Here is a 24,144-nt window from a genome sequence, read left to right as displayed (position 1 = left end):
TTTAAGATTCAGCTTGATCAGCTAACTTGGCGATAGGGAACGTTGGACTGTTCATTGGAGCGCAGCAGTAAACACCACCACCTTCCATGGTCACTATGGCAACCGCTAGAAGCCAAGGACAGTCATCATCGTTTAACAACAGCACCCATTCAGGGTAATTAGTAACAAAGCGAAGGAAGTGCTGATCTTCCTCAGATTCTTCACTCAAGGTTTCGTCGGTATCGGACTCCTCAATCAAGTACAAGGTCGTACCGACCTCATCCCAAAACGTTTTTGTGCTTTCTTCATCACCGAATGGCTCTATCAGGTGCTCTAGCAGTTTTGCTTTCACGCCATCAGGCATTGTCAATGATTGAATGTCTTCAAACTTGTTTACTGTTTTCATCGTGAATTTCCTTCTAATAATGAAAAAGCCCCTGTTTAGCTCATCGCTAAACAGGGGCTTTTCTAATGTATTTCTAAATTAACTGGTTAAACGTAACTTCTTCATTCCCAACGTATCTCTGGCTTCGCAGTCACCATATCCGACAAACGAGAGCCAATCTCCCTCCGACGCCCTACAGTCAATTTTGAGTAGCGCCTTGTTGATGAAAGGTCAGCGTGATTCAACTGCTTGGCTATGTCGTATAACGAGACTCCTTGGCTAGCTAACAAACTTCCAACCGTATGACGAGCAGAATGCAGGGTTAGATTCGCTTTATCACCGGGTATGTCAGGCAGTCCCATCTTGGCTTTGATAGCCTTGAAAGCATGCCTAGGTTGCCCTACGGGTTTACCCTTTTTGCGTCCAGGAAAGAGATACGGATTATTTGCCACATGAGGCACCGACCTCAAAATATCAAGCATGTAATCACTTAGGAATAAAACGTGACTACTACCGTTTTTCGTATGTGGAATAGTGAGTGTTTTTTCCTCCCAATTCACATCGGATTTCAAGCGCAAACGCAGTTCCTTATCCCTCGCGCCAGTCAAAAACAGCAAAGCTAGATACGCGCCAATACTTTTATCTTCATGGTTCAGAGCGTGACCGATGAACTCCTTTAGCTGTGATTCGGACAAGTAACCAGTACGCACGTTATCCTCTTTCAACAAGCTCACCTTGTCAGCAATGAGCGGAGCGTCCATCAACTTGTATGCTTGACGATTGATCGTTTTGAGCAGGGCTAGAACACGGTTTATCGAAGCAGGAGCATAAGGCTTACCTTTAATCGTAACGGCATTTTGCATCTCCATTTGAACTTTGATGATATCGGCCGCGGTTAGGTCATGAATCGATATGTGATGAATAGACTTTGCTAAACGAAATCGCGCTGCGTCGTCCTTCCAACTGCGTTTCTGTTTAGCCAGCGGCAAGTAAACTTCATCAAAGAACCGCTCTAGAGTCATTGTCTTCTCGGTAGTCTGATTGTCACGCTCAAGCTTTGGATCAATGCCTTCAATAATTTGCTGGCGATACTCTTTGGCGGTTTTGCGCAATATGGCGAGGTCAGTTTCAGGGTGCTTACCAAGACCAATGCTTGCCTTCTTACCTGTTACCGGACTGGTATAACGCAGCAGGAAGCGTTTCCCGCCGGATTTACCCACTAAGCAGCGAACGCCAGTAGGCAAGCCACTATCTTTCATAGCAGACAAGTTAACTTCGTAGTCGGTGGATTTAGCGCTAGCAGGATTGGGCTTGAGATTTTTGAGGAAAGTGGTGGTGAGTCGTTGTGATTTGCTCATTAAAACCTCCGTTAATTTATATACCCACACTTCAGTAATATAAATTTCAGAGGTCTTTAGTTACGGGTACACCATTGATTAATAGTGGTTTTAGGTACAAAACCACTCTAGTTAACAAAACTGAACAGTCATAGGACGATATTGATGCACTACCAAGCACAGCCAAATATGATGAGATATCGACACGTCATTCAAGGCTAGAAAAAACATGTATATATTATCGAATATCACTGGCTCTCATCACCAAGATCTGCAAAGGTTAGTTGATCAAGGTGGCGATAGACTTCTCATTACATCACCGTTCTTAGCTTCTGATATGACAAGTTTTTTAGATGGCTTTCATTTCAATGCAGTCAAGAACATTGAACTGGTAACGACATTCAAAGCCAATGATCCCGAGCAGTTAACAAAGCCAAAACAACTATTAGACTTCCTCGAATACTTCAATGCCAAATACCCAAAGGTAAAGGCAAAAGTTCACATCGATAATAGTCTTCATGGAAAAATCTATGCCCTAACCAAAAACCATGAGCATCAAGCTATCATCACATCGGCAAACTTCACTAAAAACGGATTACACTACAATCACGAATGGGGGGTACTAACCCCACACAGCGACCATCTGGACAATCTTATTGATGAAATTTACGAAGCCATTGAATTTAGAGAGCTTACGTTAACTCAACTCAGAAAAGCCGTGATGTTCGCTGAGCAGTATAGATCACAAAAAGCATGGGAAACAAAGCAGCCAAGTGCTGACATCGATATCCTACCACGAGTCTATTCCTCTGAGAGCGACTCAGATAAAGAGCCACTCTACTTCCTAAAACCAATTGGGACTCAGGATGATCCTGTACTTCTCGAAGAACGACGAGATTACTCAGATCTCCACCAGAACTTACACTTTTCCAAGAAAAAGCCTAAAGGTGTAACCAAAGGCGATATCGTCATTACAACTGGCGTAGGGTGTGGTTCCTTGCTTAGTTACTTCAAAGTCACGGGTAGTCTTTTCCATGTAACAGATCAAGAGATAAAACAGGAGGCTTGGAAAGAACGCTGGCCTTGGTATATGGAAGGACAAAACCATAGCTGTGACTTCGGTGGCTCATGGTGGGAATATGACATTAAACGTAACGCAGCATTAGAAGAATTCCGACAACTTTATCCCACAATTCCAGTGACGAAGTCAGGAAATTTCACTCTAGGCACGCTTAACTTCGGTAACGATAAAGTACAGATAACTAAAGAATTTGGCGAATTTTTAATAGGTAAAATAAAGAATTGCATGAAGTAAAAATAAAAGCCGAACGATACAACACGAAGTTATATGGTTCGGCTTTACCCACCCCTATCCCTAATAAACCTTGAACCGTTTCAGCTACTTGCCTCAGCGTTTTCACTTAGTCAGTGACAGGTTACAAGGTTATCCGAATACCTATACACGACCTCAACTTTAAAGCTAAGGTGGTGCTCATGATGAAAGGTACTTGTTGTTGAACTGACATCCAGTTCTGCTTTGAGGTTTGGCTATTGGGTTTTCGGCTACATCTTAAAACGGCAACAGATCGCTATGCAAACCAAGTTTCATTAGCTTTTGATAAAAAGAAAATCTCATCGGTGAAGTATGCTTGAGATTAAAAAATGGGAAGGCAAATTTAAATCCAATCGAGCGGTTATGGAAAGTGATGAATGAGCATGCGAGGAACAATATTTACTTCTCCTCGAAGGCTGAATTTACAACGGCTATTAATGAATTTTTCAATGTAACGTTGCCAGAAGTTGCAGGCTCACTGGTATCCCGAATTACGGATAATTTTCAGATTTTGAAACCTGCATCTTCAAGTTGAGCGAGTATATAATCGGACGAGAAGGCACAGTGCTCTTGGGTATCTAAGCCCAGTTAACTTTGAACAGCAAAATGTCGCTTAATGAAGTGTCCAGTCTGGCTGGAGCAGATCAGAGTTTTGCTTACCAGATCGAACGACAGTTTACCTCCAATGTGTTTCTTCTAGCTCTTTTTGAGCTTTATCTAGCAACGCCATTAGTCTGTCTGCATCTTTGTATTTCCCTGCGATGATGGCACTGCGTAATTCGACCTGTAGAGCCTTCAATTTATCTAAGCCAGTTGGAGGTTTCGCAAGACGACGCAAACCATCAGCTTGATCCATAGATCTGATGTCATTGTTCATTTAAGCTCCCATTTCGATGAAGAACTATATCTATTTGAGTTTGATGAGAAAAAACTTCTGCTGAACAATTTACACACTCATATTTGAAGTATTTTTTGCGGAATACTTTTTCTATGAATGATCGGTGTATTCGATTAAACACCGTACTCTTCTTACACGAAGGGCACACCCCATAAAGTTGCATATAAATTAGCCTACTGACGAACGGACAATATTTTATTCATACCCAAATTGATATGAAACTTGATTATATGCATAATATTACTTCGAGTTTTTGTTTTTTGATGTGATCTTTGCCGCATAATTTAATGTTAAATAGGCGGTTGGATAAAGTTGGCAGCGGTAGGTTGAAGGTAGATTTATGTAGGATTTTTACACAGGCTAGGCTAAATATTTTCTGCAATTTCTTGTCTATTGGCGATATTGAGCGTATCCGCCCCGTGGGAGCATGGGGAGGATACTGGAAAACAGCTTAATAAGGATTTATACCGAGAGCGAGCCGATGTGCTCAGAGAGTGGGCTGGTGCGGATCAGATGGCATTAAACCATCGGCTTTAGACTTAGTCATCCCCTAAGTAGTCATCATTATTTGGATTGTGAGCATCCGCCCAGTCATCCATATCAGAATCATTATTAGGGTTATTAATATCAGACCACAGGTCTAGCTCGTCTTGTGACATATCTGAAGGATTCATCATAATTATTTCTTTCCTTGATAACGTGAGTTGTTTGGGTTTAGTTGATTTGCTCGATTATCTTGAGCCTTTTGGTACGTGGTGTTATGTCCAGATGTACCTTTGTTGCTGTTAGCTTGATTTGCTTTATGGTTGTTCTGTTTGTTGCTCATCGTTCTATCTCCTTTGTTGAATGAACGATGACATTGTATGAGAGGTGGTTTAGTAGCGACGATGATGGGACGGTGATTGTTCAGTGATTCTTAGTGATATTCAGTGATTTTGGACGGATGAGTGAAAAATGTCATAGCTTAAAAGGGAAACTACCACTGTATTACCTACAGATTTCGCCACCAGAACCACTAACATAGTATTAATAATAACCAGTACAACAGCAGCCTACGGCAAGCTGTTGTACTGGTTATTATATATTTAATATAAAAATCCCAACCAAGATCTAGTCCTCATCTATCAAGCCACATCCACGTAATCCTACAACTACCGACACCAGCAACGCGTTTAGAGTCCATAACTTACATAGAAACTCGCTCAAACCACATATTTTTCTACGGTACGCCACTCGGCACACCAATTCCTCACTCGAATCGCCAGAGAGTACCGAGATCATCACTCAGCAAGCTTAGGACAGCGACATTCACACACTGATGGTTAGTAATAGCGATGGAGAATACCGCCATTTATTACACTTTAATGAGGTCGGTAAGTCAGCGTACTAACACCTAACCCATTTTTTCTTGGACTGAGGACTACGCTTGATTTGGTTATTTTTGGAAAGCTCATTGATTGCCTTGGTAAAATCTGACTTTGACAGCCCTAGCTGCTTTTGAAAGCTAGGATCTAAAGCACGAGGAGACTTCAAAGCATGAAGAAGCTTGTCTTCAGGAGATTTTTGAGGTGTCTGTTGTGGCTTAACAATTGGAACAACGGTATTCTCTCTAGTCCTGATGCTTTGAAAAGGTGCGCCTAATTGCTTGCACTGAAATTCAAATGCTGAAATTAAACTTTCATCGTTACTGTATAGCTCAAAATGAACAGAGCCCAACTGCTTTTTATCTAAAGCAAGTAGTACCCTAGAAAGATATGCAATGATATAGAAATCGGCTTGATTCTGACCTGTCGGATAGTCAGATAAGAACAGGTACAGCGACTTTTCACAAACAAGCTTGACTGAATCTGACTTAGAAAAAACAAAGACTTTATCAACAACAGAAGCGTTAATTTTTTCTAGCTCCTTAAGTCCTACATTTTCAGCATCGACGAAAATCATCTTCATAGTTGGCCAAGCTCCATTTGTTCACCAGTATAAAGAAGATTTCACAGTTGCATATCGATAGCAAATTGAGGTTAATTCATTTGTGTGATTGGTTGTTAATGTCTATCCCCGACGAACTAACCACACACTACCCAACAACGCCCATGACAAAAGGCTTAACGACAACACAATCAAAACGATCAATCACTTTATTTACTAATACAGATCAATTTAAAGTTGAAGTAAGCACATACAGTAGTTTTTGTTTTTTAGCTACATACATAGCTCTATCCGTCTTATCTATTAACACTGATAATTCACGGTCATCATGCGGATAAATGCCAATTCCAATACTGACTCCAACCGCAATATCACCATCAACCTTATCGACTGAAACAGGCTCTGAAATTAGTTCATGTAGTTTATTAGCTATGCCTTTAGCTTCTTGTTCATAGTTCTTGTGGTCATTAATATTAAACAATATAAGGAGTTCATCCCCACCGACTCGAAAACAGATATCACTACTACGTAAATTCCCTTTCAAGCGAGTAGATATCTCAACAAGAAGCTGGTCACCAATATCATGTCCAAACGTATCATTAATTAACTTAAATCCGTTTAAATCAAGATAGGCAACCCCCAAACAGCCAGAATCAAGTACGCTTAATGACTGATTTTCCAATACACTCTCAAGGTGACGCTTATTAAATAAGCCTGTTAGTGCGTCAGTATTTGCCTCTTCCTTTAGCTCATCAATTAACTCTTGAACTATAGAGTAATCATGTAAAGTCGCTATCCCGCATTGCATACCATTAAAAACAATGTTTGCTATAGAAATCCTGGCGTTAAACCCATCACCACTAGAATTTCGACAAGGCATAATACTTCTAGACATCATAGCTCTTGCTTGTGACTGGTTAAGTACAAAGTTACTAACCTTCGCATCGTGATGATTGACAACATTCGGTTGCATCAAGTCGTTCAGCCTAAGAGTTAACAATACATCTCTTTCATAACCAAATAACCGAGCACATGACTTATTCGCAAACACAATATTAGAGTATTGATCAACAATCAAAATTGCATCTACCAGAAAGTCTAAAAACTGAGAAATTTCATCTGATTGTGCCATTACCATACATATCCATACTGATTGACATCAATAGATAATAATTTGATTTCATATACATATCTTTGACTTAAGTACAACATTCACGCATAAATACCCCAATGCCCTTCCAAAGCACACTGCAAAACCGCCTATCTCAAACCGACTTTTCGACATATCCATCAAAACGATCAGTTGTCCCATAGAAGAAAAACCAAAACCGCATAGCACCGTAAAGTCACCATGGTCGTACCATGGTTCTTCTCGCTCGAAGCCCTTGGTAATACTGGCTTGCGCGACGACTGCTTTTAGCATTTGTTGGATTTACTGGGATCCCCTTGCGCACAGAATCGTCATGCGATGAACCATATATGGACCATGGGCGAAATTTTAAGGCGGATAAAGGGAGTCTATTTTGGGAAAAAAAGAGGCGATAGCAGGAAAGGAGTTTTGAGATAAGCACCTGAAAAATCGAATATTTACAAACGCCTAAAACGACGAAAGGCCGCTATAAAAGCGACCTTTCTATGTATGGTACCGGTGGGCGGACTTGAACCGCCACGCCCGAAGGCAACGGATTTTGAATCCGTCGTGTATACCAATTTCACCACACCGGCATCTTTGGGCTATTGCCCTTTGATGGTTGGCATTATACGTAAGCTTTTGACCTGCGCAAGCAGAAATACCTTAAATAACTATCGTTTGCTGATAATTTCGCCACAAAGTGTGACAAAGCTGTACTCATAAGAAACGTACGCTCCATTTTCTACTACTCTTCCAGATGAAAATGAGTATACGAAACTCTTTTAAGTTCTATTCACTGTAATATCAGAAACATAACCATTCCCAATGCTCGACACCGCATTATGGAGCATCTCTGCGGCATCTTCTGCTTGCATGAAGTGACTCGTGTCCATCGTATTGCCGCTTGTTTTCCAGAATTCCGTATCCATTCCACCAGGATAAACCGCGATGATTTTCATAGGTTTTCCTTTTAGCTCCAAACGAACCGACTCAATTAATCCTTTGACGGCCCATTTCACTGCACAATACGTAGACTCTTGCGCTTTAGGTTGTTGCGCGGCTGTGGACATGATCATGACCACTTTTATTGGATGATCTTTGTAACGCTTTACTAACTCTCTTAACACATGAATCGCAGAATTCAGGTTGTTATCAATCAACTTTTGAATCTCTTCCGGCTCCTGCTCTTCCAGTAAGCCAAAATAACCACTTCCCGCACTATGAATGACCATTTCAGGGGACTGTTTCACCCCATCAAAGAGCTGTTTCACATTTTGGTGCGATGAGAGGTTGCAAGCTTGATAACCAACGTTATGAGAGAGTTGTTTTGCTAGTGCGGATAGTTTTTCTGTATTTCTTCCTATTACATACGTCTCTTTGCCTTCCGCATCATAACGCTTTGCTAGTTCCGCCCCTAAGCCGCTACTTGCACCTGTAATTACAATCATGCGCTACCTCTTTTCAATCACATACTTTTAATTCATCTATCAATTAAGGTAACAGAATCGTGGTAATTCACACCTCAAGAGCACCATTCTTTGAAGCAAGCAGCTTTCTTACTTTCGTGATGCATGAAATATCAAGCAGAACGACGGGCATTTAACCTATGCTTAAGCAAGAATAACTTTCTGAATTTTCTATCGACTTTCTAGTGAGAACTGAATAGGAGCAAAGAATGACTGGGTCAAAATGGCAGTGGTTACTGAAACAGATGACACGAAAACTGTGGGTCCGGACGTCACTCTACGCATTACTAGCTGTTGCTACCGCCTTAATGTCGATTGTTTTAAACCAGTTCATTACTCTGCCCCCTGCCATCAACGTCAGCAAGGATTTGTTGAACAACATATTAAATATCCTCGCAACCTCCATGCTTGCAGTGACTACATTCTCTCTCAATATTATGGTCTCAGCGTACAGTGCCGCTAGTGCAGGGGTAACGCCGCGAGCGACAAAACTGTTGATGGAAGACAGCACAACACAAAATGCCTTAGCAACCTTTCTTGGCTCTTTTCTATTTAGTTTGGTAGGAATTATCGCGCTAGGTATTGGGGCCTATCATCAACAAGCACAAATTTATCTATTCATCGTGACTATCGCCGTAATCGTGATGATCATACTCACTCTGCTACGTTGGATTCAGCACCTTTCCGTACTAGGAAGGGTCAGTGAAACCACTTCATACGTAGAGCAAGCCTTGTTAGATGCGATAAGAAAACGGGGCAAAGAGCGCTGGCTAGGTGCTCACCCATGGAGCCACCCAGAGCATAAGCCCAGAGGAAGTAAACCTATTTTGAGCCAAGAAATTGGCTACTTACAGCATGTTGATATGCATCACCTCGATAGTATTGCTGAAGCAAACCAATGCACCATCTACCTTGAGCGACAACCGGGAAGTTTTGTGTACGTAGGTCAACCATTGGCTTGGGTTTGTGGAGAATTGCCAGACGAAAGCGAAGTAACGGCAGCCTTCACGATTCGAACGGAGCGTTCATATGATCAGGACCCTCGCTTTGGTTTAGTCGTTATGGCGGAAATCGCCTCACGAGCACTATCTCCGGCTGTAAATGATAATGGCACCGCGATTGACGTTCTTGGGCGTTCTGTACGAGCACTTTCATTATGGGGAGACCTACTCAGTGAGCCGCCTACCAAAACTCGATATCCTAGACTATTTGTGCCCGCATTGAGCTGCCAGGATTTGTTTGATGATGTCTTTTTGCCGATAGCACACGATGGTGCAGCGCAACTCCAAATACAGATTCGCCTACAAAAGGCCTTGCTAGCTCTCTCTAGTATGCACCCTAAGTTATTTTTGTCACCAGCAATCAAGCTGTCAGAAAAAGCTTTAGAGCTTTCATTAAGCCAACATTATACCGAAGATGAGAAACACCAACTCTCTCAGCTATCTAATCTGGTCACAGACCAAAAAGCCAATGGTTAAGAGAGTCGAATTCAGTTGAAACATATTGCTGCACGGCCTCGTGTATCATGACATGTGCTGATAACGTAGGGCAGAAAAGTCTCTTCGTTTATACACAATTAAAGACTCTGTGCGTTAGGTCTCTTTTCTCTTGGTGAGGGAATCTATATTCTGACGCACAATTTTTAAGGTAAGTGATGGAATAATGACAACGTCTACAACTCTTCCACCTGCTGGTCTCTTTCGCCGACTTGCAGCGTTGATTTACGACACATTGATTATTATCGCAATTGAAATGATGGCCGCTGGTATTGTTATGGCCGTTGTGTTTGCACTAAATGCAGCAGGATTGTTGAGCTATGGCGAGTACGCTGATGCCGCAGATATGCTCGGAAAGCACCCTGTATTCAGCCCTCTATTTACACTTTATCTTGCGGGTGTGTGGATATATTTCTTTGTGTTCTTCTGGACGCGAGCAGGACAAACTCTTGGGATGCGCGCTTGGAAGCTTCGAGTTCGCAATGCCAAAGACGGAGCACCAATTACGGTAACTCAAGCTCTGATTCGTATTTCGACATCTGGCTTTGGCTTGGCAAATTTGACTGTACCGATTGATCCGAAGAAACGTGGTTTCCACGACATTTGGGCCAAAACAGAGGTTGTTGTATTACCTAAGGCAAATTAACTTGTCTAGGAACACAAAAAAGGAAGGCGTAATGCCTTCCTTTTACATTTGGTTCGGTAAAACTTGGTTTATTCGATGATGCTTCAGTTATAGCTTTCTTCGTAGCAGTGCAATCGCAATAGCTAAGAACACCAAACTCGGGGCCAAAGCACCAAACACTGGGGATATGCCATACACCAAGCTTAATGGGCCAAAGAACTCACTGGATATGTAAAAAGTAAACCCGGCAACCACGCCCGACAATACCCTTGCCCCCATGGTCACGCTTCTGAGTGGCCCGAAAACAAAAGATAGCGCCATTAACATCATCACAGCAATTGAAAGCGGCTGAGTCAACTTACGCCAAAACGCCAACTCATAGCGAGATGCATCTTGTTCCGATGCTTTTAGGTAAGTCACATAATCATACAAACCGCTCAGTGACAGTTCTTCTGGCTTCACGGTCACCACTGCTAGCTTATCTGGTGCCAAAGAGGTGTGCCACTCCATCTGTTCGATGTCTTGCTTTGAAATTACGTTTTCATTTTCCATGTCCGTAATTTGTACGTAGCGCATCAGCCAGTTGTTATCTTGTTGGTAGTCGACTTCTTCGGCGAAAATAACTTTTTGTAGATTCTTATCATCATCAAAACGCCACATATTTAAAGCATAAAGCTTGTCGTCTTCGACTTTACCTATAAAGATAAAGTCGTTTGCGTCACGAGCCCACACACCTGAACGCACAGACACAATGCTACCACCTGATATCGCAAACGCACGTAAGTCACGGGCCATCTTCTGAGCCTCAGGAGCGCCCCATTGACCTAACGCCATAACAACAATCATGAGCGGGACGGCCGTTTTGAGTACCGATAACCCGATATCCAGCTTAGAGAAACCAGCAGCTTGCATCACCACCAGCTCAGAGCTTGAAGCCAACATACCTAAGCCGATCAGGGCACCGAGTAATGCCGCCATTGGAAAGAACATTTCGATATCACGCGGCACACTGAGTAACACAAAGTACAACGCATGAGTGAGGTCGTACACACCTCGCCCTACTTTACGTAGCTGTTCTACATATTTGATGATGCCCGATAAGCCAACAAACGTCGCTAAAACCAAGGCAGTGGTAGAGATGATGGTTCTACCGATGTAAAGGTCTAAGATTTTGAACACAGCTTACGCGAGCCTCTTCTTGCGGAATTTGTCTTTTATTCGTCTAGCAGCAACGCTGTCCATCATATTCGCCATGATAGCAACAATCAGCAACATCGCATTGATTGGCCACATACCAATAGCAGCCGGGATGTCACCATCTTCTAATGCAGATTTGGTTGCACTGATCGCCAAGAAATACGCTAGGTAGATCAGAATCGCAGGCCCCATTTTGGCAAACCGTCCCTGACGCGGATTCACCGCAGACAAAGGAATAACGAGCATTGTTAAGAGTGGAATACACACAAATAACGAAATTCGCCATTGTAGCTCCGCTTGCGCCTCTGGATCTGGGTGACCTATCAAGTCAACCGTTGGGTATGCTTCCCAGTCTCGCCCTTTCTTTTTGACCTCACGTTGGCCGATAACACCTTCGTATTCATCGAATTTCGTGATCATATATTCAACGCGAGTAGGCACACCTTCATAACGCGTACCTTCTTTCATAGTGATGATCTGACGACCGTCCGAAAGCTCTTTTACTTCACCAGAAGATGAGAACATCACACTCGGTAACACTGAATCTCGAGGGCGCATCTGCGCAACAAAAACGTTGCTCAAGGTATTGTCTTTAATGTCATCGATGAACACAACCGATGAACCGTCTGGTGTACCTTGGAACTGACCTTTTTTAAGTAGGTCAACGCTGTTTTCTGACGCTACCTGCTCATAAAGCTGCTCAACGCGGTCTTGAGACCACGGCGATAGCCACAACGCATTGAAAGCCGCCACCGCTGAAGTAATCAACGCTAGGTATAAGGCCGCTTGAACCAAGAATTTATTACCAATACCTGTCGCGTTCATTACGACAATTTCGCTCTCTGCATACAGACGACCAAATGTGATCAATATGCCGATATACAGACTTAAAGGCAGCATTAACAGACCCATTGCTGGCATGTTCAAACCAACAATCGAGAAAATCAATCCAGCAGGAATATCCCCATCAGAAGCATCAGCAAGAACACTTATGAATTTCTGGCTTACAAACACCAAAAAAAGTACGAAAAAAATCGCAAATTGGCTCTTGAGTGTTTCGCGGATCAAATATCTAACAATAATCACGCTGAAATTACCTATACAAAACTTGTTTTTTTGGTCGAATCACTATAGTTTCCCGTTGAACCATTTATTTTTTTAAAAATTATAAACTAGATGTTAGTCGCTTAATCAGCTCTGCATGTAAGCCTGGAGCTAAAATTCAACAAGTAAGCGATCATTATCTAACATTTAGAGCAATTTGTCTTCAGGATGTAGGAGTACGCATGGAGTTCAGTGTAAAAAGTGGCAGTCCAGAGAAACAACGTAGCGCATGTATCGTTGTTGGTGTGTTTGAACCACGTCGCCTTTCTCCAGTAGCCGAACAACTTGATAAAATCAGTGACGGTTACATCAGTTCACTACTTCGCCGTGGTGATCTAGAGGGTAAACCTGGTCAGATGCTGCTACTGCATCAAGTACCAGGTGTTTTGTCAGAGCGCGTTTTACTTGTCGGTTGCGGCAAAGAGCGTGAACTTGGCGAGCGCCAGTACAAGGAAATCATTCAAAAGACGATCAGCACACTTAACGAGACAGGCTCAATGGAAGCGGTATGTTTCCTAACTGAACTGCATGTTAAGGGTCGTGATACATACTGGAAAGTGCGCCAGGCTGTAGAAGCGACTAAAGATGGTCTATACACATTTAATCAATTCAAGAGCGTGAAACCTGAGACTCGCCGCCCACTGCGCAAGCTTGTTTTCAACGTACCAACGCGTCGTGAATTGAACTTGGGTGAAAAAGCAATCACTCATGGTCTTGCTATCGCATCAGGTGTCAAAGCCTCAAAAGACCTTGGCAACATGCCGCCAAACGTAGCTAATCCAGCTTACCTTGCTTCTCAAGCTCGTCGTCTAGCGGACGATTACGAAACCGTAACCACCAAAATTATTGGTGAGCAAGAGATGGAAAAACTGGGTATGACCTCTTACCTAGCAGTAGGCCGTGGTTCTAAAAACGAATCTATGATGTCTATCATCGAGTACAAAGGTAACCCTGACTCAGATGCAAAACCGATTGTGCTCGTAGGTAAAGGTCTAACCTTCGACTCAGGCGGTATCTCTCTAAAGCCGGGCGAAGGTATGGATGAGATGAAGTACGACATGTGTGGTGCGGCATCGGTATTCGGTACAATGAAAGCGCTAGCGAAGCTAAACCTACCAATCAACGTTATTGGTGTTCTAGCGGGCTGTGAAAACATGCCTGGCAGCAACGCTTACCGTCCAGGTGACATCCTAACGACCATGTCTGGTCAAACTGTAGAAGTTCTGAACACGGATGCGGAAGGTCGTCTTGTTCTTTGTGACGCACTGACTTACGTAGAGCGTTTCGAACCAGACTGCGTGGTTGACGTTGCAACGCTAACTGGTGCTTGTGTTATCGCACTAGGCCACCATATCAGCGGCGTAATCTCTAACCACAACCCTCTTTCTCATGAGCTAGTAAACGCTTCTGAGCAAGCGAGTGACCGTGCATGGCGTCTACCAATGGCAGACGAGTACCACGAACAGTTGAAAAGCCCGTTTGCGGATATGGCAAACATTGGTGGTCGCCCTGGTGGCACAATTACTGCGGGTTGCTTCTTATCTAAGTTCGCGAAGAAGTACAACTGGGCACACGTCGATATCGCAGGTACCGCGTGGAAATCAGGCGCAGCGAAAGGCTCAACGGGCCGTCCTGTCTCAATGCTTGTCCAATTCCTTTTGAACCGCAGCGGCCAAGAGACAGAAGAGTAATTTCTGAACAGAATCTAAAAGGGCCGCAAGGCCCTTTTTTATTATCCTAATTTTCTAAAATGAAAGTGGGACTTAAGATGGTCTTAGGAAGAGACCCAAGGCAAGTGAGAGAATGATGCAAACTGCAACCTTCTACATCATTAACGAAGAGAGCCCGCAAGCAACGGTGGCTGGCTTTGAAGAATACATCGTGTTTTTGGCTCAGCACTTTGCTCGCCAAGGCGCTAAAGTGTATTTAAACTGCCAAGACAAACCACACGCCGAGCAGCTCGCTGAAGCCTTTTGGCAAGTTGATGCAGACAAGTTCATGGCACATAACCTCGTAGGCGAGGGACCGAAATACGCCACCAATATTGAAATCGGCCATGAAGGTGTAAAACCTAATTGGAACCGTCAGCTGGTAATTAATTTGGCGGAAAATGAGACAACCTTTGCGAACAAGTTTGCTCAAGTGGTAGACTTCGTGCCCTGCGAAGAAAAAGCTAAACAACTCGCAAGAGAAAGATATAAAATTTACCGTCAAGCAGGTTACCAGCTGCAAACGATCGAAATTCAATATCCTTAACGGTCAATCCTTATAGTTAAGGCGATCTTGTTAAGATCCCTCACTTATAAAGATTGACTAAGATTCAACCATCAACGTATCCATTAAAAGAGCGCTATGGAAAAGACATACAACCCAACTTCAATCGAACAAGCTCTGTATCAGACTTGGGAAGAGAAAGGCTACTTTAAGCCACACGGTGACACTACTAAAGAATCATACAGCATCATGATCCCGCCACCGAACGTCACTGGTAGCCTACACATGGGCCACGCGTTCCAAGATACGATCATGGATACGCTTATCCGTTGTGAACGTATGAAGGGTAAAAACACCCTTTGGCAAGTAGGTACTGACCACGCTGGTATCGCAACTCAGATGGTTGTTGAGCGTAAGATCGCTGCAGAAGAAGGCAAAACAAAACACGATTACGGTCGTGAAGCTTTCATCGACAAAATCTGGGAATGGAAAGGCGAATCTGGCGGCACTATCACTAAGCAGCTTCGTCGTCTTGGCGCATCTGTAGACTGGGATCGTGAACGCTTTACGATGGACGATGGTCTATCTAACGCCGTTCAAGAAGTCTTCGTACGTCTATACGAAGACGATCTAATCTACCGCGGTAAGCGTCTAGTTAACTGGGATCCAAAGCTACACACAGCGATTTCAGATCTAGAAGTAGAGAACAAAGACACTAAAGGCCACATGTGGCACTTCCGCTACCCACTAGCAGATGGCGCTAAAACAGCGGATGGCAAAGACTACATCGTTGTTGCAACGACTCGTCCAGAGACCGTGCTAGGCGATACGGGTGTTGCAGTTAACCCAGAAGATCCACGTTACAAAGATCTTATCGGTAAAGAAATCATCCTTCCTATCGTTGATCGTCGCATCCCAATCGTGGGCGATGAGCACGCAGATATGGAAAAAGGTACTGGCTGTGTGAAAATCACACCTGCGCACGACTTCAACGACTACGAAGTAGGTAAGCGCCACCAGCTACCAATGATCAACATTCTGACTTTCGACGCGAACATCCGCGACTCAGCAGAAGTATTCAACACTAACGGCGAAGCAAGCGACGCTTACAGCACTGAGCTACCAGCTAAATACCACGGTATGGAGCGTTTTGCCGCTCGTAAAGCTATCGTTGCTGAATTCGACGAGCTAGGTCTACTTGAAGAAGTGAAAGATCACGATCTACAAGTTCCTTACGGCGACCGTGGTGGCGTTGTTATCGAACCAATGCTAACTGACCAATGGTACGTACGTACTGCGCCTCTAGCGAAAACCGCAGTTGAAGCAGTAGAAAACGGCGACATCCAATTCGTTCCTAAGCAATACGAAAACATGTACTTCTCTTGGATGCGTGACGTTCAAGACTGGTGTATCTCTCGTCAGCTATGGTGGGGTCACCGCATCCCAGCTTGGTACGACAACCAAGGTAATGTTTACGTAGGTCGCACTGAAGAAGAAGTTCGCAAGAACAACAACCTAGAGTCAGTCATTGAACTTCACCAAGACGAAGACGTACTGGATACGTGGTTCTCTTCTGCACTATGGACGTTCGGTACTCAAGGTTGGCCAGAGCAAACTGACGATCTGAAAGTATTCCACCCTTCAGACGTACTAGTAACTGGTTTCGACATCATCTTCTTCTGGGTTGCGCGCATGATCATGATGACCATGCACTTCGTGAAAGACGAAAACGGCAAACCACAAGTACCATTTAAGACGGTTTACGTTACTGGTCTAATCCGTGACGAAAACGGCGACAAGATGTCCAAGTCGAAAGGTAACGTACTTGACCCAATCGACATGATCGATGGTATCGACCTAGAGTCTCTCGTAGAGAAGCGTTGTGGCAACATGATGCAGCCTCAACTAGCGAAGAAGATCGAGAAGAACACTCGTAAGACGTTTGAAAACGGTATCGAAGCATACGGTACAGACGCACTGCGTTTCACTCTTGCAGCAATGGCATCAACAGGTCGCGATATCAACTGGGATATGAAGCGTCTTGAAGGTTACCGTAACTTCTGTAACAAACTATGGAACGCAAGCCGTTACGTAATGATGAACACAGAAGAGCAAGATTGTGGCTTCAACGGTGGTGAGATTGAATACTCACTAGCAGACAAATGGATCGAGTCTCAGTTTGAACTAGCAGCGAAAGCGTTCAACAACCATATCGACAACTTCCGTCTAGATATGGCTGCGAACACACTTTACGAATTCATCTGGAACCAATTCTGTGACTGGTACCTAGAGCTAACTAAACCCGTTCTATGGAAAGGTACTGAAGCGCAACAGCGTGGTACTCGCCGTACACTAATCACGGTACTTGAGAAGACGCTACGTCTAGCTCACCCTGTGATTCCTTACATCACAGAAACTATCTGGCAAAGCATCAAGCCACTAGTTGACGGTGTTGAGGGCGAGACAATCATGCTACAAACTCTGCCTCAGTTTGACGAAGCGAACTTCCACCAAGAAGCGCTAGACGACATCGAGTGGGTGAAAGCGTTCATCACTAGCATCCGCAACCTACGTGCTGAATACGACATCAACCCTGGTAAGCCGCTTGACGTTATGCTGAAAGCAGCAAATGCAGAAGATGCCTCTCGTCTAGAAGCAAGCAAGCAAGTACTGATGTCACTAGCGAAGCTAGAAGCAGTACGCGTGCTTGAAACTGGCGAACAAACTCCTGCATGTGCGACAGCACTGGTTGGTAAGTCTGAGTTGATGATCCCAATGGCAGGTCTGATCGACAAAGATGCTGAGCTTGCTCGTCTAGATGGCGAAATCAAGAAAACTCACGGCGAAATCAAGCGTATCGAAGGCAAACTAGGTAACGAAGGCTTCGTAGCGAAAGCACCTGAAGCAGTTGTTGCTAAAGAGCGTGAGAAGCTTGAAGGCTACAAAGAAACGCTAGCTAAGCTAGAAGAGCAGAAGACAACGATCGCTGCGCTTTAAGCCTCAGTGAAAGAGAAGAATTAACACTTCTCACTTTTGGTTCAAAAGGTTGGTCATCATGGCCAACCTTTTTTGTATACATTTCACCAAAACCATCATCAATAGCTTCCCCCTATCACAACAATACTCATTACCCATTATCATTAATGAGAATTATTATCGATAATGAACTCATCGAAACAAACACGATTGAGTAATTATCATGAAAAAGACACTAACTTTCGCAGCACTGCATTTTACTATCGCATTTAGTGTCGCTTACGTACTCACAGGCGACATTCTAATTGGTAGTTTAATTGCCATGATTGAGCCTTCAGTGAACACCGTAGCCTTCTACTTTCATGAAAAGGCATGGGCCAAAGTCCCAGCACTTAAAGCTCGTCAGTGGATGACCAAATTAAAAACCGCAAGCTTTGCGACCGTGCACTTCAGCGTCGCTTTTACCGTGGTTTACTTACTAACAGGTGATGCATTCGTCGGCGGCGTAATGGCGATGCTAGAGCCGAGTTTGAACACGGTGGCTTACTACTTCCACGAGAAAGTATGGATGCGTAAATCATCAGAAAAAGCTCCAGCACCGCAGTTTTGTTTACATCACCACGCTTAAACATGGAGGCTCACTACGTCTCCTAACGAGAAAAATGACATTTACCATTGACAAGGTTGCGCACCGCAATTAATTTAATTGCGGTGCGCAACTTTATTTTTAGAGGTAAGTGATAATGAACGCTCGTCAACTTCGACACTACTCCCGTCAAGCCGTCCGATTGCTTGGTATGCTTGATAAACAATGCAGCGATGTCGCTCTCACTCCAGTGCAAGCGCACGCATTGGGTGAAATCCAATTGCAGCCATTGACCATCAATCAGCTGGCACAGCAGCTTAATGTCGACAAGTCCAACGCGAGCCGAACCGTTACTGGTTTGATTAAATTAGGTTTGGTCGAGAGCATCGAAAACCCAAAAGACAAACGTAGTCAACTCGTAGCGATTACAGAGCAAGGCCAACAGGCGTTATCACAACTGGACCAACAGCAAAACCACTTCTTTGAACAACTGCTTACCCAACTCGATGACAGCGAGCAAGAGCAACTCAAACTTGGTCTAGAGACTTACCTAAAAGGGCTAACAAAAGTGTGTCAGTCTGAGGAATACGTTCTTCGACCTCTTACTAAAGCAGACAACCCGCAAGTCGCAGATGTGATTCGTAAAGTCTCTGCAGAATACGGCTTAACCGCAGACAAAGGTTATGGTGTGGCCGATCCAACGCTTGATGATATGTATTCGGTTTACAATCAATGCGGGGCCGCCTATTGGGTCATTGAACATCGCGGAGAGATCGTTGGTGGCGGTGGCTTTGCCCCTTTAGCGGGCGAGCCAAATGTGTGTGAACTACAAAAGATGTACTTCTTACCTCAAACACGAGGACACGGTTTAGCCAAACGCATCGTCGCATTGAGCTTACAATTGGCGAAACAATTTGGGTATCAGCAGTGCTATTTAGAGACAACTGAATGTCTGAGAGAAGCGGTAAGCTTGTATGAAAAGCTAGGCTTTGAGCATCTCGATGCCCCGCTTGGACAAACAGGGCATGATGCATGTGAAGTCGTAATGCTTAAGATGCTGTAATAGATAATATTATTAGACGTTAAAGCACAACATGGGTAACACAAAGCTCCTGGCTCAAGGCAACAGTGAAGTTTTGGTGCTGCCCATCCAACTCAACAGACAACTGGTAGAGATCACTTGGATCAGGAGCAGTAAGATCGGCATACTTTGGCGCTTCGATCTGGAATAAAGCGCTCGCATGCTCCGCTCGGACATCAATAGGAATATGGTAAGTCATGCCATTGAACTTAACCGATGCCGATACTAAACCCGGCGCAAAAGTTTGGTAGTACAAATCCACCTTAAACTCACAACCACCACCGTGGTGCCAAATCTGTTCAGTAGCCACGCGGTCTAAACGCACATTGCGAATAAACTGCAGATACGGCTCTTGCCATACCCCTAAGCGCTCGTCACTCTTTTGGTATTCATGATCTGCAAGTGAACACAACTCCGGTTTATCCTCATCCAACAGAAGATCTTCTTCTTCCTCAAGGAATAGGATCTCAAAACGGTTGCGCCCCATCTGCATGAACGGGCGAATGTCTTTCTTGTAGACATTTTGAGAACCGTCACAGTCAAACAATGCTACTCCGTTCAAACGCACTTCTGCATGGTAATCCACACCACCCAACACCATTTCTACCGCTGGGAATGCCATCATGGATTCATCCACTTCAATGTCATGCATCAGGTGCCACTCTTGCTGACGAATTGCTTCTTCTGTCAGTTCAGCTGGCAATACCTGACTCAAAGGAGCAGGGAAAGTAATGTCATCCTGTGGGATAGAAAGGTCCGTCAGTGGAGAGACTTGCCATAAACCGGCGAGTGAGAGTTGCATATACACCTTGAGCTAGATCAATTTTCACGCATTATAGGGAGAAATCCCCTATAAACTCAATGTGAATTATTTATCGCCTCCACATTCGTCAGTTTTTCAAGGAATAAAAAAACCAGCGTTAAACGCTGGTTTTTCCAAAAGTAGTGAGCTTTGATTACTCGTCGTCTTCATCTTCTTCAGGGTAAAGCGCATCTTCGCCTTCGTAGTACGTACCCCAACCGTCATAGATGATGTCGTATTTTTCTGCCAAGTGAATCAATTTTTCAACTTGCGCATCAATCGCTTCTGCGTCTAGTGCGGACTCCATAGTCGCATCACAGCAAAGCAACTTGTTACCATCTTCATCTTCAGTTTCTTCTGCTTCAAGAACTTCAAAGCCCATCTTGAATGCTTCAACTACCGCTTTTTCTAGCGTGTCAAAATCTTCGGCAAACAGGTGGTGCTCAATTTCGTATAGCGAATCTGGATCGCTGCCATCTTCTAGCAATGCTGCAATGATATCGCGAGTCTCTTCCTTTTGAATCTCAATTAATTCTTCTACTGATAGATATTCATCTTCGTGAGACATGTTTTGGCTCCAGATTAGTTACTTGATGGAAACACAATACCCGATACTGAGTATGCTGATCCGGTGAAATATGGCATGGATTGCGATGAAAAGCCACAAACAAACATCATACCACTGCGATTCTTATCGGTTATTTGAATCTAAATATTAAACCGACCACACAAAGAAACAAAAAATTAACAAAGAATGGCATTTTTTAATATTCAGAACATCCTAATTGACACTTAATGTGGTTATTTTCTCTTTCTATGCGTGTTTATGATGCTTTCTTGAATACACTCACGTGTAAAACGAAGAAGCATAACGAATAAATTCACTTTAATAATGCATAATTTAGAATAAAAATGCACGTTTTATGCACTGTGCGTGTATTCTTTCTCAACGGGAAAATTAGAATAAAAACGCACGCACTCTAATTTTAGTAAAATAGCATTTATATCTAATAATAAATTTCATAAGAATAAAAATAAAATAAAAAACCAACAAAACCAGAAACACCAGAATATAAACAAAGCTTGATAACTTGCATCTTTCTAGGAAGCTTGTCATAACTAATGGCTGGAAAATTTGTAAGGATACAAAATGAGCAAGCTGTACGTTGGATCAGAAGTTGGTCAACTTCGACGAGTTCTATTAAATCGCCCTGAACGCGCCCTAACCCACTTAACTCCGTCAAACTGTCATGAGTTGCTATTTGATGACGTTCTTGCTGTAGAAGCGGCAGGTGAAGAGCACGATGCATTCGCACGTACGCTGCGCGAGCAAGACGTTGAAGTGCTTCTCCTCCACGATTTACTGGTCGAAACCCTCGCCGTTCCAGAAGCAAAACAATGGCTGCTGAACACTCAGATTTCTGACTTTCGCTACGGGCCAACATTTGCGCGAGACCTACGCCAATACTTTTCAGAAATGGATGATGAACATCTTGCCTGCATCTTTTTAGGTGGCTTAGCTTACTCAGAGCTACCGATCTCCTCATCTTCTATGCTTCCAAAAATGAAGCGTCCTCTCGACTTTGTTATTGAGCCGCTACCTAACCACCTATTTACGCGTGATACCTCGTGTTGGGTTTATGGCGGCGTTTCTCTTAATCCGATGATGATGCCTGCACGTCAACGTGAAACAAACCACCTACGTGCGATTTATCGTTGGCACCCAATTTTTGCTGGCCAAGATTTTATCAAATACTTCGGTGACGATGATCTGCATTATGATAACGCGAATGTCGAAGGCGGTGATGTGTTGGTTATTGGTAAAGGTGCAGTTCTTATCGGTATGTCTGAGCGTACGACTGCGCAAGGTGTAGAGAACCTTGCAGCGAGCCTATTTAAAGCAGGCCAAGCGACCGAAGTGATTGCAATTGATCTGCCTAAACACCGCTCATGTATGCATTTAGACACCGTGATGACCCATATGGATGTAGATACTTTCTCTGTCTACCCTGAGATCATGCGCAAAGATCTCGACACATGGCGCTTAACACCAAAAGGCAACGGTGAAATGCATGTTGAAGCCTCACATAACTATCTGCACGCGATTGAGTCCGCTCTTGGCTTAGATCAGCTGAAAATCATCACCACTGGTGGCGACAGCTATGAAGCGGAACGCGAACAATGGAATGACGCCAATAACGTTCTAACTGTAAAACCGGGCGTAGTAATTGGTTACGAACGCAACGTATACACCAACGAAAAATACGATAAAGCTGGCATCAAAGTACTGACAGTACCTGGTAACGAGCTTGGTCGTGGTCGCGGTGGCGCTCGCTGTATGAGCTGTCCAATAGAACGAGACGATATATAACTTACTCGTCCCTTTACATTAGGTGAATCAAAACTAAGGTTGATGTGAATACATCAACCTTTTTTAGCTTTAATTAAAAATAATTATTCACAATAAAAGCATTTATATGTTTTAATGAATTCTATTAATCTAATCACATGTACTAAGGGACGAGCTATGGCTTTCAATTTACGTAACCGCAACTTTTTGAAGCTATTGGACTTCTCAACCAAAGAAATCCAGTTTTTGCTCGAACTGTCTGCAGAGCTGAAAAAAGCTAAATATGCAGGAACAGAGCAGAAGACACTTCAAGGTAAAAACATCGCACTAATCTTTGAGAAATCTTCGACTCGTACCCGATGTGCGTTTGAAGTCGCTGCCTTTGACCAAGGTGCTCAAGTCTCTTACATCGGCCCTTCTGGCTCGCAGATCGGTCATAAGGAATCGATGAAAGACACCGCTCGCGTCCTTGGTCGTATGTATGACGGGATTGAATACCGAGGCTTTGGCCAATCCATTGTTGAAGAGCTTGGTACTTATGCTGGTGTTCCAGTGTGGAATGGTTTAACGGATGAGTTCCACCCAACCCAGATCCTTGCTGACTTCCTGACCATGCAAGAGCACGGCCGTGGTAAACAGCTACATGAAGTAACCTTCGCTTACCTAGGTGATGCGCGCAACAACATGGGTAACTCACTTATGGTGGGCGCAGCGAAAATGGGCATGGATATTCGCCTTGTCGCGCCAAAAGCGTTCTGGCCTGAAGAAGATCTCGTGGCAACTTGTCAAACTATCGCGCAACAAACCGGTGCAAAAATCACGTTAACAGAAAGCGTTGAGGAAGGTGTGAAAGGTTGTGACTTCCTATACACCGACGTTTGGGTGTCTATGGGTGAGTCTGCCGAGGCATGGGATGAACGTGTAGCGTTAATGACACCTTATCAAATCAATATGGACGTGATTAAGCAAACGGGTAATCCACATGTGAAATTCATGCACTGCCTTCCAGCTTTCCACAATGATGAAACCACAGTCGGCAAAGAAGTCGCTGAAAAATACGGTATGAAAGGCCTTGAAGTAACAGAAGAGGTATTTGAATCGGAATACTCCATCGTATTCGACGAAGCTGAAAACCGTATGCATACCATCAAAGCCGTGATGGTTGCGACGCTAGGAACCTAAACCAGCGCGCAAAAACAGCCGATAAAAACCATGATGTAATCGCTTGCGCTCACGAAAGTTAAGCGTATAATGCTC

At 43.8% G+C, this 24,144-nt stretch carries 22 protein-coding genes, 1 tRNA gene and 2 pseudogenes; 12 read left to right on the top strand and 13 right to left on the bottom strand.

What is annotated here, in order from left to right; translation table 11 throughout:
• Window position 1 precedes the first annotated feature (1 nt).
• Entirely contained in the window at window positions 2-385 is a 384-nt protein-coding gene (locus R7Z10_RS17755) for a hypothetical protein (protein ID WP_158156907.1), read from the bottom strand.
• Window positions 386-486: 101 nt separating this feature from the next.
• Window positions 487-1,722, bottom strand: a complete 1,236-nt coding sequence (locus tag R7Z10_RS17750; RefSeq protein WP_318105419.1) for an integrase family protein — start codon at window positions 1,720-1,722, stop codon at window positions 487-489.
• Window positions 1,723-1,930: 208 nt separating this feature from the next.
• Between R7Z10_RS17750 and R7Z10_RS17745 the strand changes: the two genes are divergently transcribed.
• The 3 genes and pseudogenes from R7Z10_RS17745 to R7Z10_RS23780 all read left to right on the top strand — a co-directional run.
• Window positions 1,931-3,016, top strand: a complete 1,086-nt coding sequence (locus R7Z10_RS17745; RefSeq protein ID WP_213870420.1) for a phospholipase D family protein — start codon at window positions 1,931-1,933, stop codon at window positions 3,014-3,016.
• A 358-nt stretch (window positions 3,017-3,374) separates the two neighbouring features.
• A pseudogene (locus tag R7Z10_RS17740) lies at window positions 3,375-3,569 on the top strand (IS630 family transposase); the annotation flags it as partial.
• Window positions 3,565-3,651, top strand: a pseudogene (locus R7Z10_RS23780) (IS3 family transposase); the annotation flags it as partial. The pseudogenes R7Z10_RS17740 and R7Z10_RS23780, both read left to right, overlap by 5 nt.
• 59 nt (window positions 3,652-3,710) lie before the next feature.
• Here R7Z10_RS23780 and R7Z10_RS17735 read toward each other — a convergent pair.
• The 7 genes from R7Z10_RS17735 to R7Z10_RS17705 form a co-directional block, all read right to left on the bottom strand.
• Window positions 3,711-3,911, bottom strand: a complete 201-nt coding sequence (locus tag R7Z10_RS17735; RefSeq protein WP_023585700.1) for a hypothetical protein — start codon at window positions 3,909-3,911, stop codon at window positions 3,711-3,713.
• 560 nt (window positions 3,912-4,471) lie between these two features.
• On the bottom strand, window positions 4,472-4,609 hold the full coding sequence (locus R7Z10_RS17730) for a hypothetical protein (protein ID WP_203345219.1): 138 nt from the start codon (window positions 4,607-4,609) through the stop codon (window positions 4,472-4,474).
• 2 nt (window positions 4,610-4,611) lie between these two features.
• The gene (locus tag R7Z10_RS17725) at window positions 4,612-4,758 is read right to left on the bottom strand and encodes a hypothetical protein (RefSeq protein ID WP_023585697.1); all 147 of its coding nucleotides are present in this window, start codon (window positions 4,756-4,758) and stop codon (window positions 4,612-4,614) included.
• Between the two features lie 560 nt (window positions 4,759-5,318).
• A complete protein-coding gene (locus R7Z10_RS17720) occupies window positions 5,319-5,879 on the bottom strand; it encodes a hypothetical protein (protein ID WP_029841376.1) in 561 nt (186 codons plus the stop codon).
• 205 nt (window positions 5,880-6,084) lie between these two features.
• Entirely contained in the window at window positions 6,085-6,990 is a 906-nt protein-coding gene (locus R7Z10_RS17715) for a diguanylate cyclase (RefSeq protein ID WP_318105411.1), read from the bottom strand.
• Between the two features lie 508 nt (window positions 6,991-7,498).
• Window positions 7,499-7,583, bottom strand: a tRNA-Leu gene (locus tag R7Z10_RS17710).
• Window positions 7,584-7,772: 189 nt separating this feature from the next.
• Window positions 7,773-8,438, bottom strand: a complete 666-nt coding sequence (locus tag R7Z10_RS17705) for an SDR family NAD(P)-dependent oxidoreductase (RefSeq protein WP_262600331.1) — start codon at window positions 8,436-8,438, stop codon at window positions 7,773-7,775.
• 227 nt (window positions 8,439-8,665) lie between these two features.
• On the opposite strand from R7Z10_RS17705, the gene R7Z10_RS17700 reads away from it, so the two are divergent.
• Entirely contained in the window at window positions 8,666-9,934 is a 1,269-nt protein-coding gene (locus tag R7Z10_RS17700) for a DUF2254 domain-containing protein (RefSeq protein WP_005385537.1), read from the top strand.
• Between the two features lie 184 nt (window positions 9,935-10,118).
• The gene (locus tag R7Z10_RS17695) at window positions 10,119-10,598 is read left to right on the top strand and encodes an RDD family protein (RefSeq protein ID WP_005385535.1); all 480 of its coding nucleotides are present in this window, start codon (window positions 10,119-10,121) and stop codon (window positions 10,596-10,598) included.
• An 87-nt stretch (window positions 10,599-10,685) separates the two neighbouring features.
• On the opposite strand, the gene lptG is transcribed toward R7Z10_RS17695, so the two are convergent.
• A complete protein-coding gene (gene lptG / locus R7Z10_RS17690; RefSeq protein ID WP_005381071.1) occupies window positions 10,686-11,756 on the bottom strand; it encodes an LPS export ABC transporter permease LptG in 1,071 nt (356 codons plus the stop codon).
• A gap of 3 nt (window positions 11,757-11,759) precedes the next feature.
• Entirely contained in the window at window positions 11,760-12,860 is a 1,101-nt protein-coding gene (gene lptF, locus R7Z10_RS17685) for an LPS export ABC transporter permease LptF (protein WP_005381072.1), read from the bottom strand.
• Window positions 12,861-13,060: 200 nt separating this feature from the next.
• Between lptF and pepA the strand changes: the two genes are divergently transcribed.
• The 5 genes from pepA (at window position 13,061) to R7Z10_RS17660 (ending at window position 19,717) form a co-directional block, all read left to right on the top strand.
• On the top strand, window positions 13,061-14,569 hold the full coding sequence (gene pepA / locus R7Z10_RS17680) for a leucyl aminopeptidase (protein WP_005381073.1): 1,509 nt from the start codon (window positions 13,061-13,063) through the stop codon (window positions 14,567-14,569).
• A 115-nt stretch (window positions 14,570-14,684) separates the two neighbouring features.
• Window positions 14,685-15,134: a DNA polymerase III subunit chi gene (locus R7Z10_RS17675; RefSeq protein WP_031777270.1), complete on the top strand. Its 450-nt coding sequence runs from the start codon at window positions 14,685-14,687 to the stop codon at window positions 15,132-15,134.
• Window positions 15,135-15,230: 96 nt separating this feature from the next.
• Window positions 15,231-18,089 carry a valine--tRNA ligase gene (locus R7Z10_RS17670; protein ID WP_104975631.1) on the top strand — a complete coding sequence of 953 codons (2,859 nt, stop codon included), beginning with the start codon at window positions 15,231-15,233 and terminating at the stop codon, window positions 18,087-18,089.
• Between the two features lie 202 nt (window positions 18,090-18,291).
• On the top strand, window positions 18,292-18,696 hold the full coding sequence (locus R7Z10_RS17665) for a DUF2061 domain-containing protein (RefSeq protein ID WP_005381078.1): 405 nt from the start codon (window positions 18,292-18,294) through the stop codon (window positions 18,694-18,696).
• Window positions 18,697-18,811: 115 nt separating this feature from the next.
• Window positions 18,812-19,717 carry a bifunctional helix-turn-helix transcriptional regulator/GNAT family N-acetyltransferase gene (locus R7Z10_RS17660; protein WP_213908214.1) on the top strand — a complete coding sequence of 302 codons (906 nt, stop codon included), beginning with the start codon at window positions 18,812-18,814 and terminating at the stop codon, window positions 19,715-19,717.
• A 19-nt stretch (window positions 19,718-19,736) separates the two neighbouring features.
• Here the strand turns inward: R7Z10_RS17660 and R7Z10_RS17655 are convergent, their stop codons facing one another.
• Window positions 19,737-20,537 carry a hypothetical protein gene (locus tag R7Z10_RS17655; protein WP_054702640.1) on the bottom strand — a complete coding sequence of 267 codons (801 nt, stop codon included), beginning with the start codon at window positions 20,535-20,537 and terminating at the stop codon, window positions 19,737-19,739.
• 154 nt (window positions 20,538-20,691) lie between these two features.
• Window positions 20,692-21,105, bottom strand: coding sequence for a ribonuclease E inhibitor RraB (gene rraB / locus R7Z10_RS17650; protein ID WP_005381081.1), 414 nt, complete (start codon window positions 21,103-21,105; stop codon window positions 20,692-20,694).
• Between the two features lie 582 nt (window positions 21,106-21,687).
• On the opposite strand from rraB, the gene arcA reads away from it, so the two are divergent.
• Together arcA and R7Z10_RS17640 are read left to right on the top strand one after the other, a co-directional pair.
• Window positions 21,688-22,908 carry an arginine deiminase gene (gene arcA / locus R7Z10_RS17645; RefSeq protein WP_005381082.1) on the top strand — a complete coding sequence of 407 codons (1,221 nt, stop codon included), beginning with the start codon at window positions 21,688-21,690 and terminating at the stop codon, window positions 22,906-22,908.
• 156 nt (window positions 22,909-23,064) lie between these two features.
• Entirely contained in the window at window positions 23,065-24,069 is a 1,005-nt protein-coding gene (locus R7Z10_RS17640) for an ornithine carbamoyltransferase (RefSeq protein ID WP_170897654.1), read from the top strand.
• The last annotated feature ends 75 nt before the right edge of the window (window positions 24,070-24,144 follow it).

This window comes from Vibrio sp. Vb1018, assembly GCF_033338775.1.
GTDB classification, from domain to species: Bacteria; Pseudomonadota; Gammaproteobacteria; order Enterobacterales; family Vibrionaceae; genus Vibrio; species Vibrio alginolyticus.
Note: the sequence above shows the minus strand (reverse complement) of the source record. Positions and strands in the feature narration are given on the sequence as shown.

Excerpts from the sequence above, each read along its gene's own strand:
- R7Z10_RS17715 (WP_318105411.1), bottom strand. The coding sequence starts at position 6,990 with ATGGCACAATCAGATGAAATTTCTCAGTTTTTAGACTTTCTGGTAGAT.
- R7Z10_RS17750 (WP_318105419.1), bottom strand. The coding sequence starts at position 1,722 with ATGAGCAAATCACAACGACTCACCACCACTTTCCTCAAAAATCTCAAG.
- R7Z10_RS17720 (WP_029841376.1), bottom strand. The coding sequence starts at position 5,879 with ATGAAGATGATTTTCGTCGATGCTGAAAATGTAGGACTTAAGGAGCTA.
- pepA (WP_005381073.1), top strand. The coding sequence starts at position 13,061 with ATGGAGTTCAGTGTAAAAAGTGGCAGTCCAGAGAAACAACGTAGCGCA.
- R7Z10_RS17735 (WP_023585700.1), bottom strand. The coding sequence starts at position 3,911 with ATGAACAATGACATCAGATCTATGGATCAAGCTGATGGTTTGCGTCGT.
- R7Z10_RS17705 (WP_262600331.1), bottom strand. The coding sequence starts at position 8,438 with ATGATTGTAATTACAGGTGCAAGTAGCGGCTTAGGGGCGGAACTAGCA.
- R7Z10_RS17640 (WP_170897654.1), top strand. The coding sequence starts at position 23,065 with ATGGCTTTCAATTTACGTAACCGCAACTTTTTGAAGCTATTGGACTTC.
- R7Z10_RS17675 (WP_031777270.1), top strand. The coding sequence starts at position 14,685 with ATGCAAACTGCAACCTTCTACATCATTAACGAAGAGAGCCCGCAAGCA.
- R7Z10_RS17755 (WP_158156907.1), bottom strand. The coding sequence starts at position 385 with ATGAAAACAGTAAACAAGTTTGAAGACATTCAATCATTGACAATGCCT.
- R7Z10_RS17745 (WP_213870420.1), top strand. The coding sequence starts at position 1,931 with ATGTATATATTATCGAATATCACTGGCTCTCATCACCAAGATCTGCAA.
- R7Z10_RS17725 (WP_023585697.1), bottom strand. The coding sequence starts at position 4,758 with ATGAGCAACAAACAGAACAACCATAAAGCAAATCAAGCTAACAGCAAC.
- R7Z10_RS17665 (WP_005381078.1), top strand. The coding sequence starts at position 18,292 with ATGAAAAAGACACTAACTTTCGCAGCACTGCATTTTACTATCGCATTT.
- R7Z10_RS17655 (WP_054702640.1), bottom strand. The coding sequence starts at position 20,537 with ATGCAACTCTCACTCGCCGGTTTATGGCAAGTCTCTCCACTGACGGAC.
- R7Z10_RS17660 (WP_213908214.1), top strand. The coding sequence starts at position 18,812 with ATGAACGCTCGTCAACTTCGACACTACTCCCGTCAAGCCGTCCGATTG.
- R7Z10_RS17670 (WP_104975631.1), top strand. The coding sequence starts at position 15,231 with ATGGAAAAGACATACAACCCAACTTCAATCGAACAAGCTCTGTATCAG.
- R7Z10_RS17730 (WP_203345219.1), bottom strand. The coding sequence starts at position 4,609 with ATGATGAATCCTTCAGATATGTCACAAGACGAGCTAGACCTGTGGTCT.
- R7Z10_RS17695 (WP_005385535.1), top strand. The coding sequence starts at position 10,119 with ATGACAACGTCTACAACTCTTCCACCTGCTGGTCTCTTTCGCCGACTT.
- R7Z10_RS17700 (WP_005385537.1), top strand. The coding sequence starts at position 8,666 with ATGACTGGGTCAAAATGGCAGTGGTTACTGAAACAGATGACACGAAAA.
- arcA (WP_005381082.1), top strand. The coding sequence starts at position 21,688 with ATGAGCAAGCTGTACGTTGGATCAGAAGTTGGTCAACTTCGACGAGTT.
- rraB (WP_005381081.1), bottom strand. The coding sequence starts at position 21,105 with ATGTCTCACGAAGATGAATATCTATCAGTAGAAGAATTAATTGAGATT.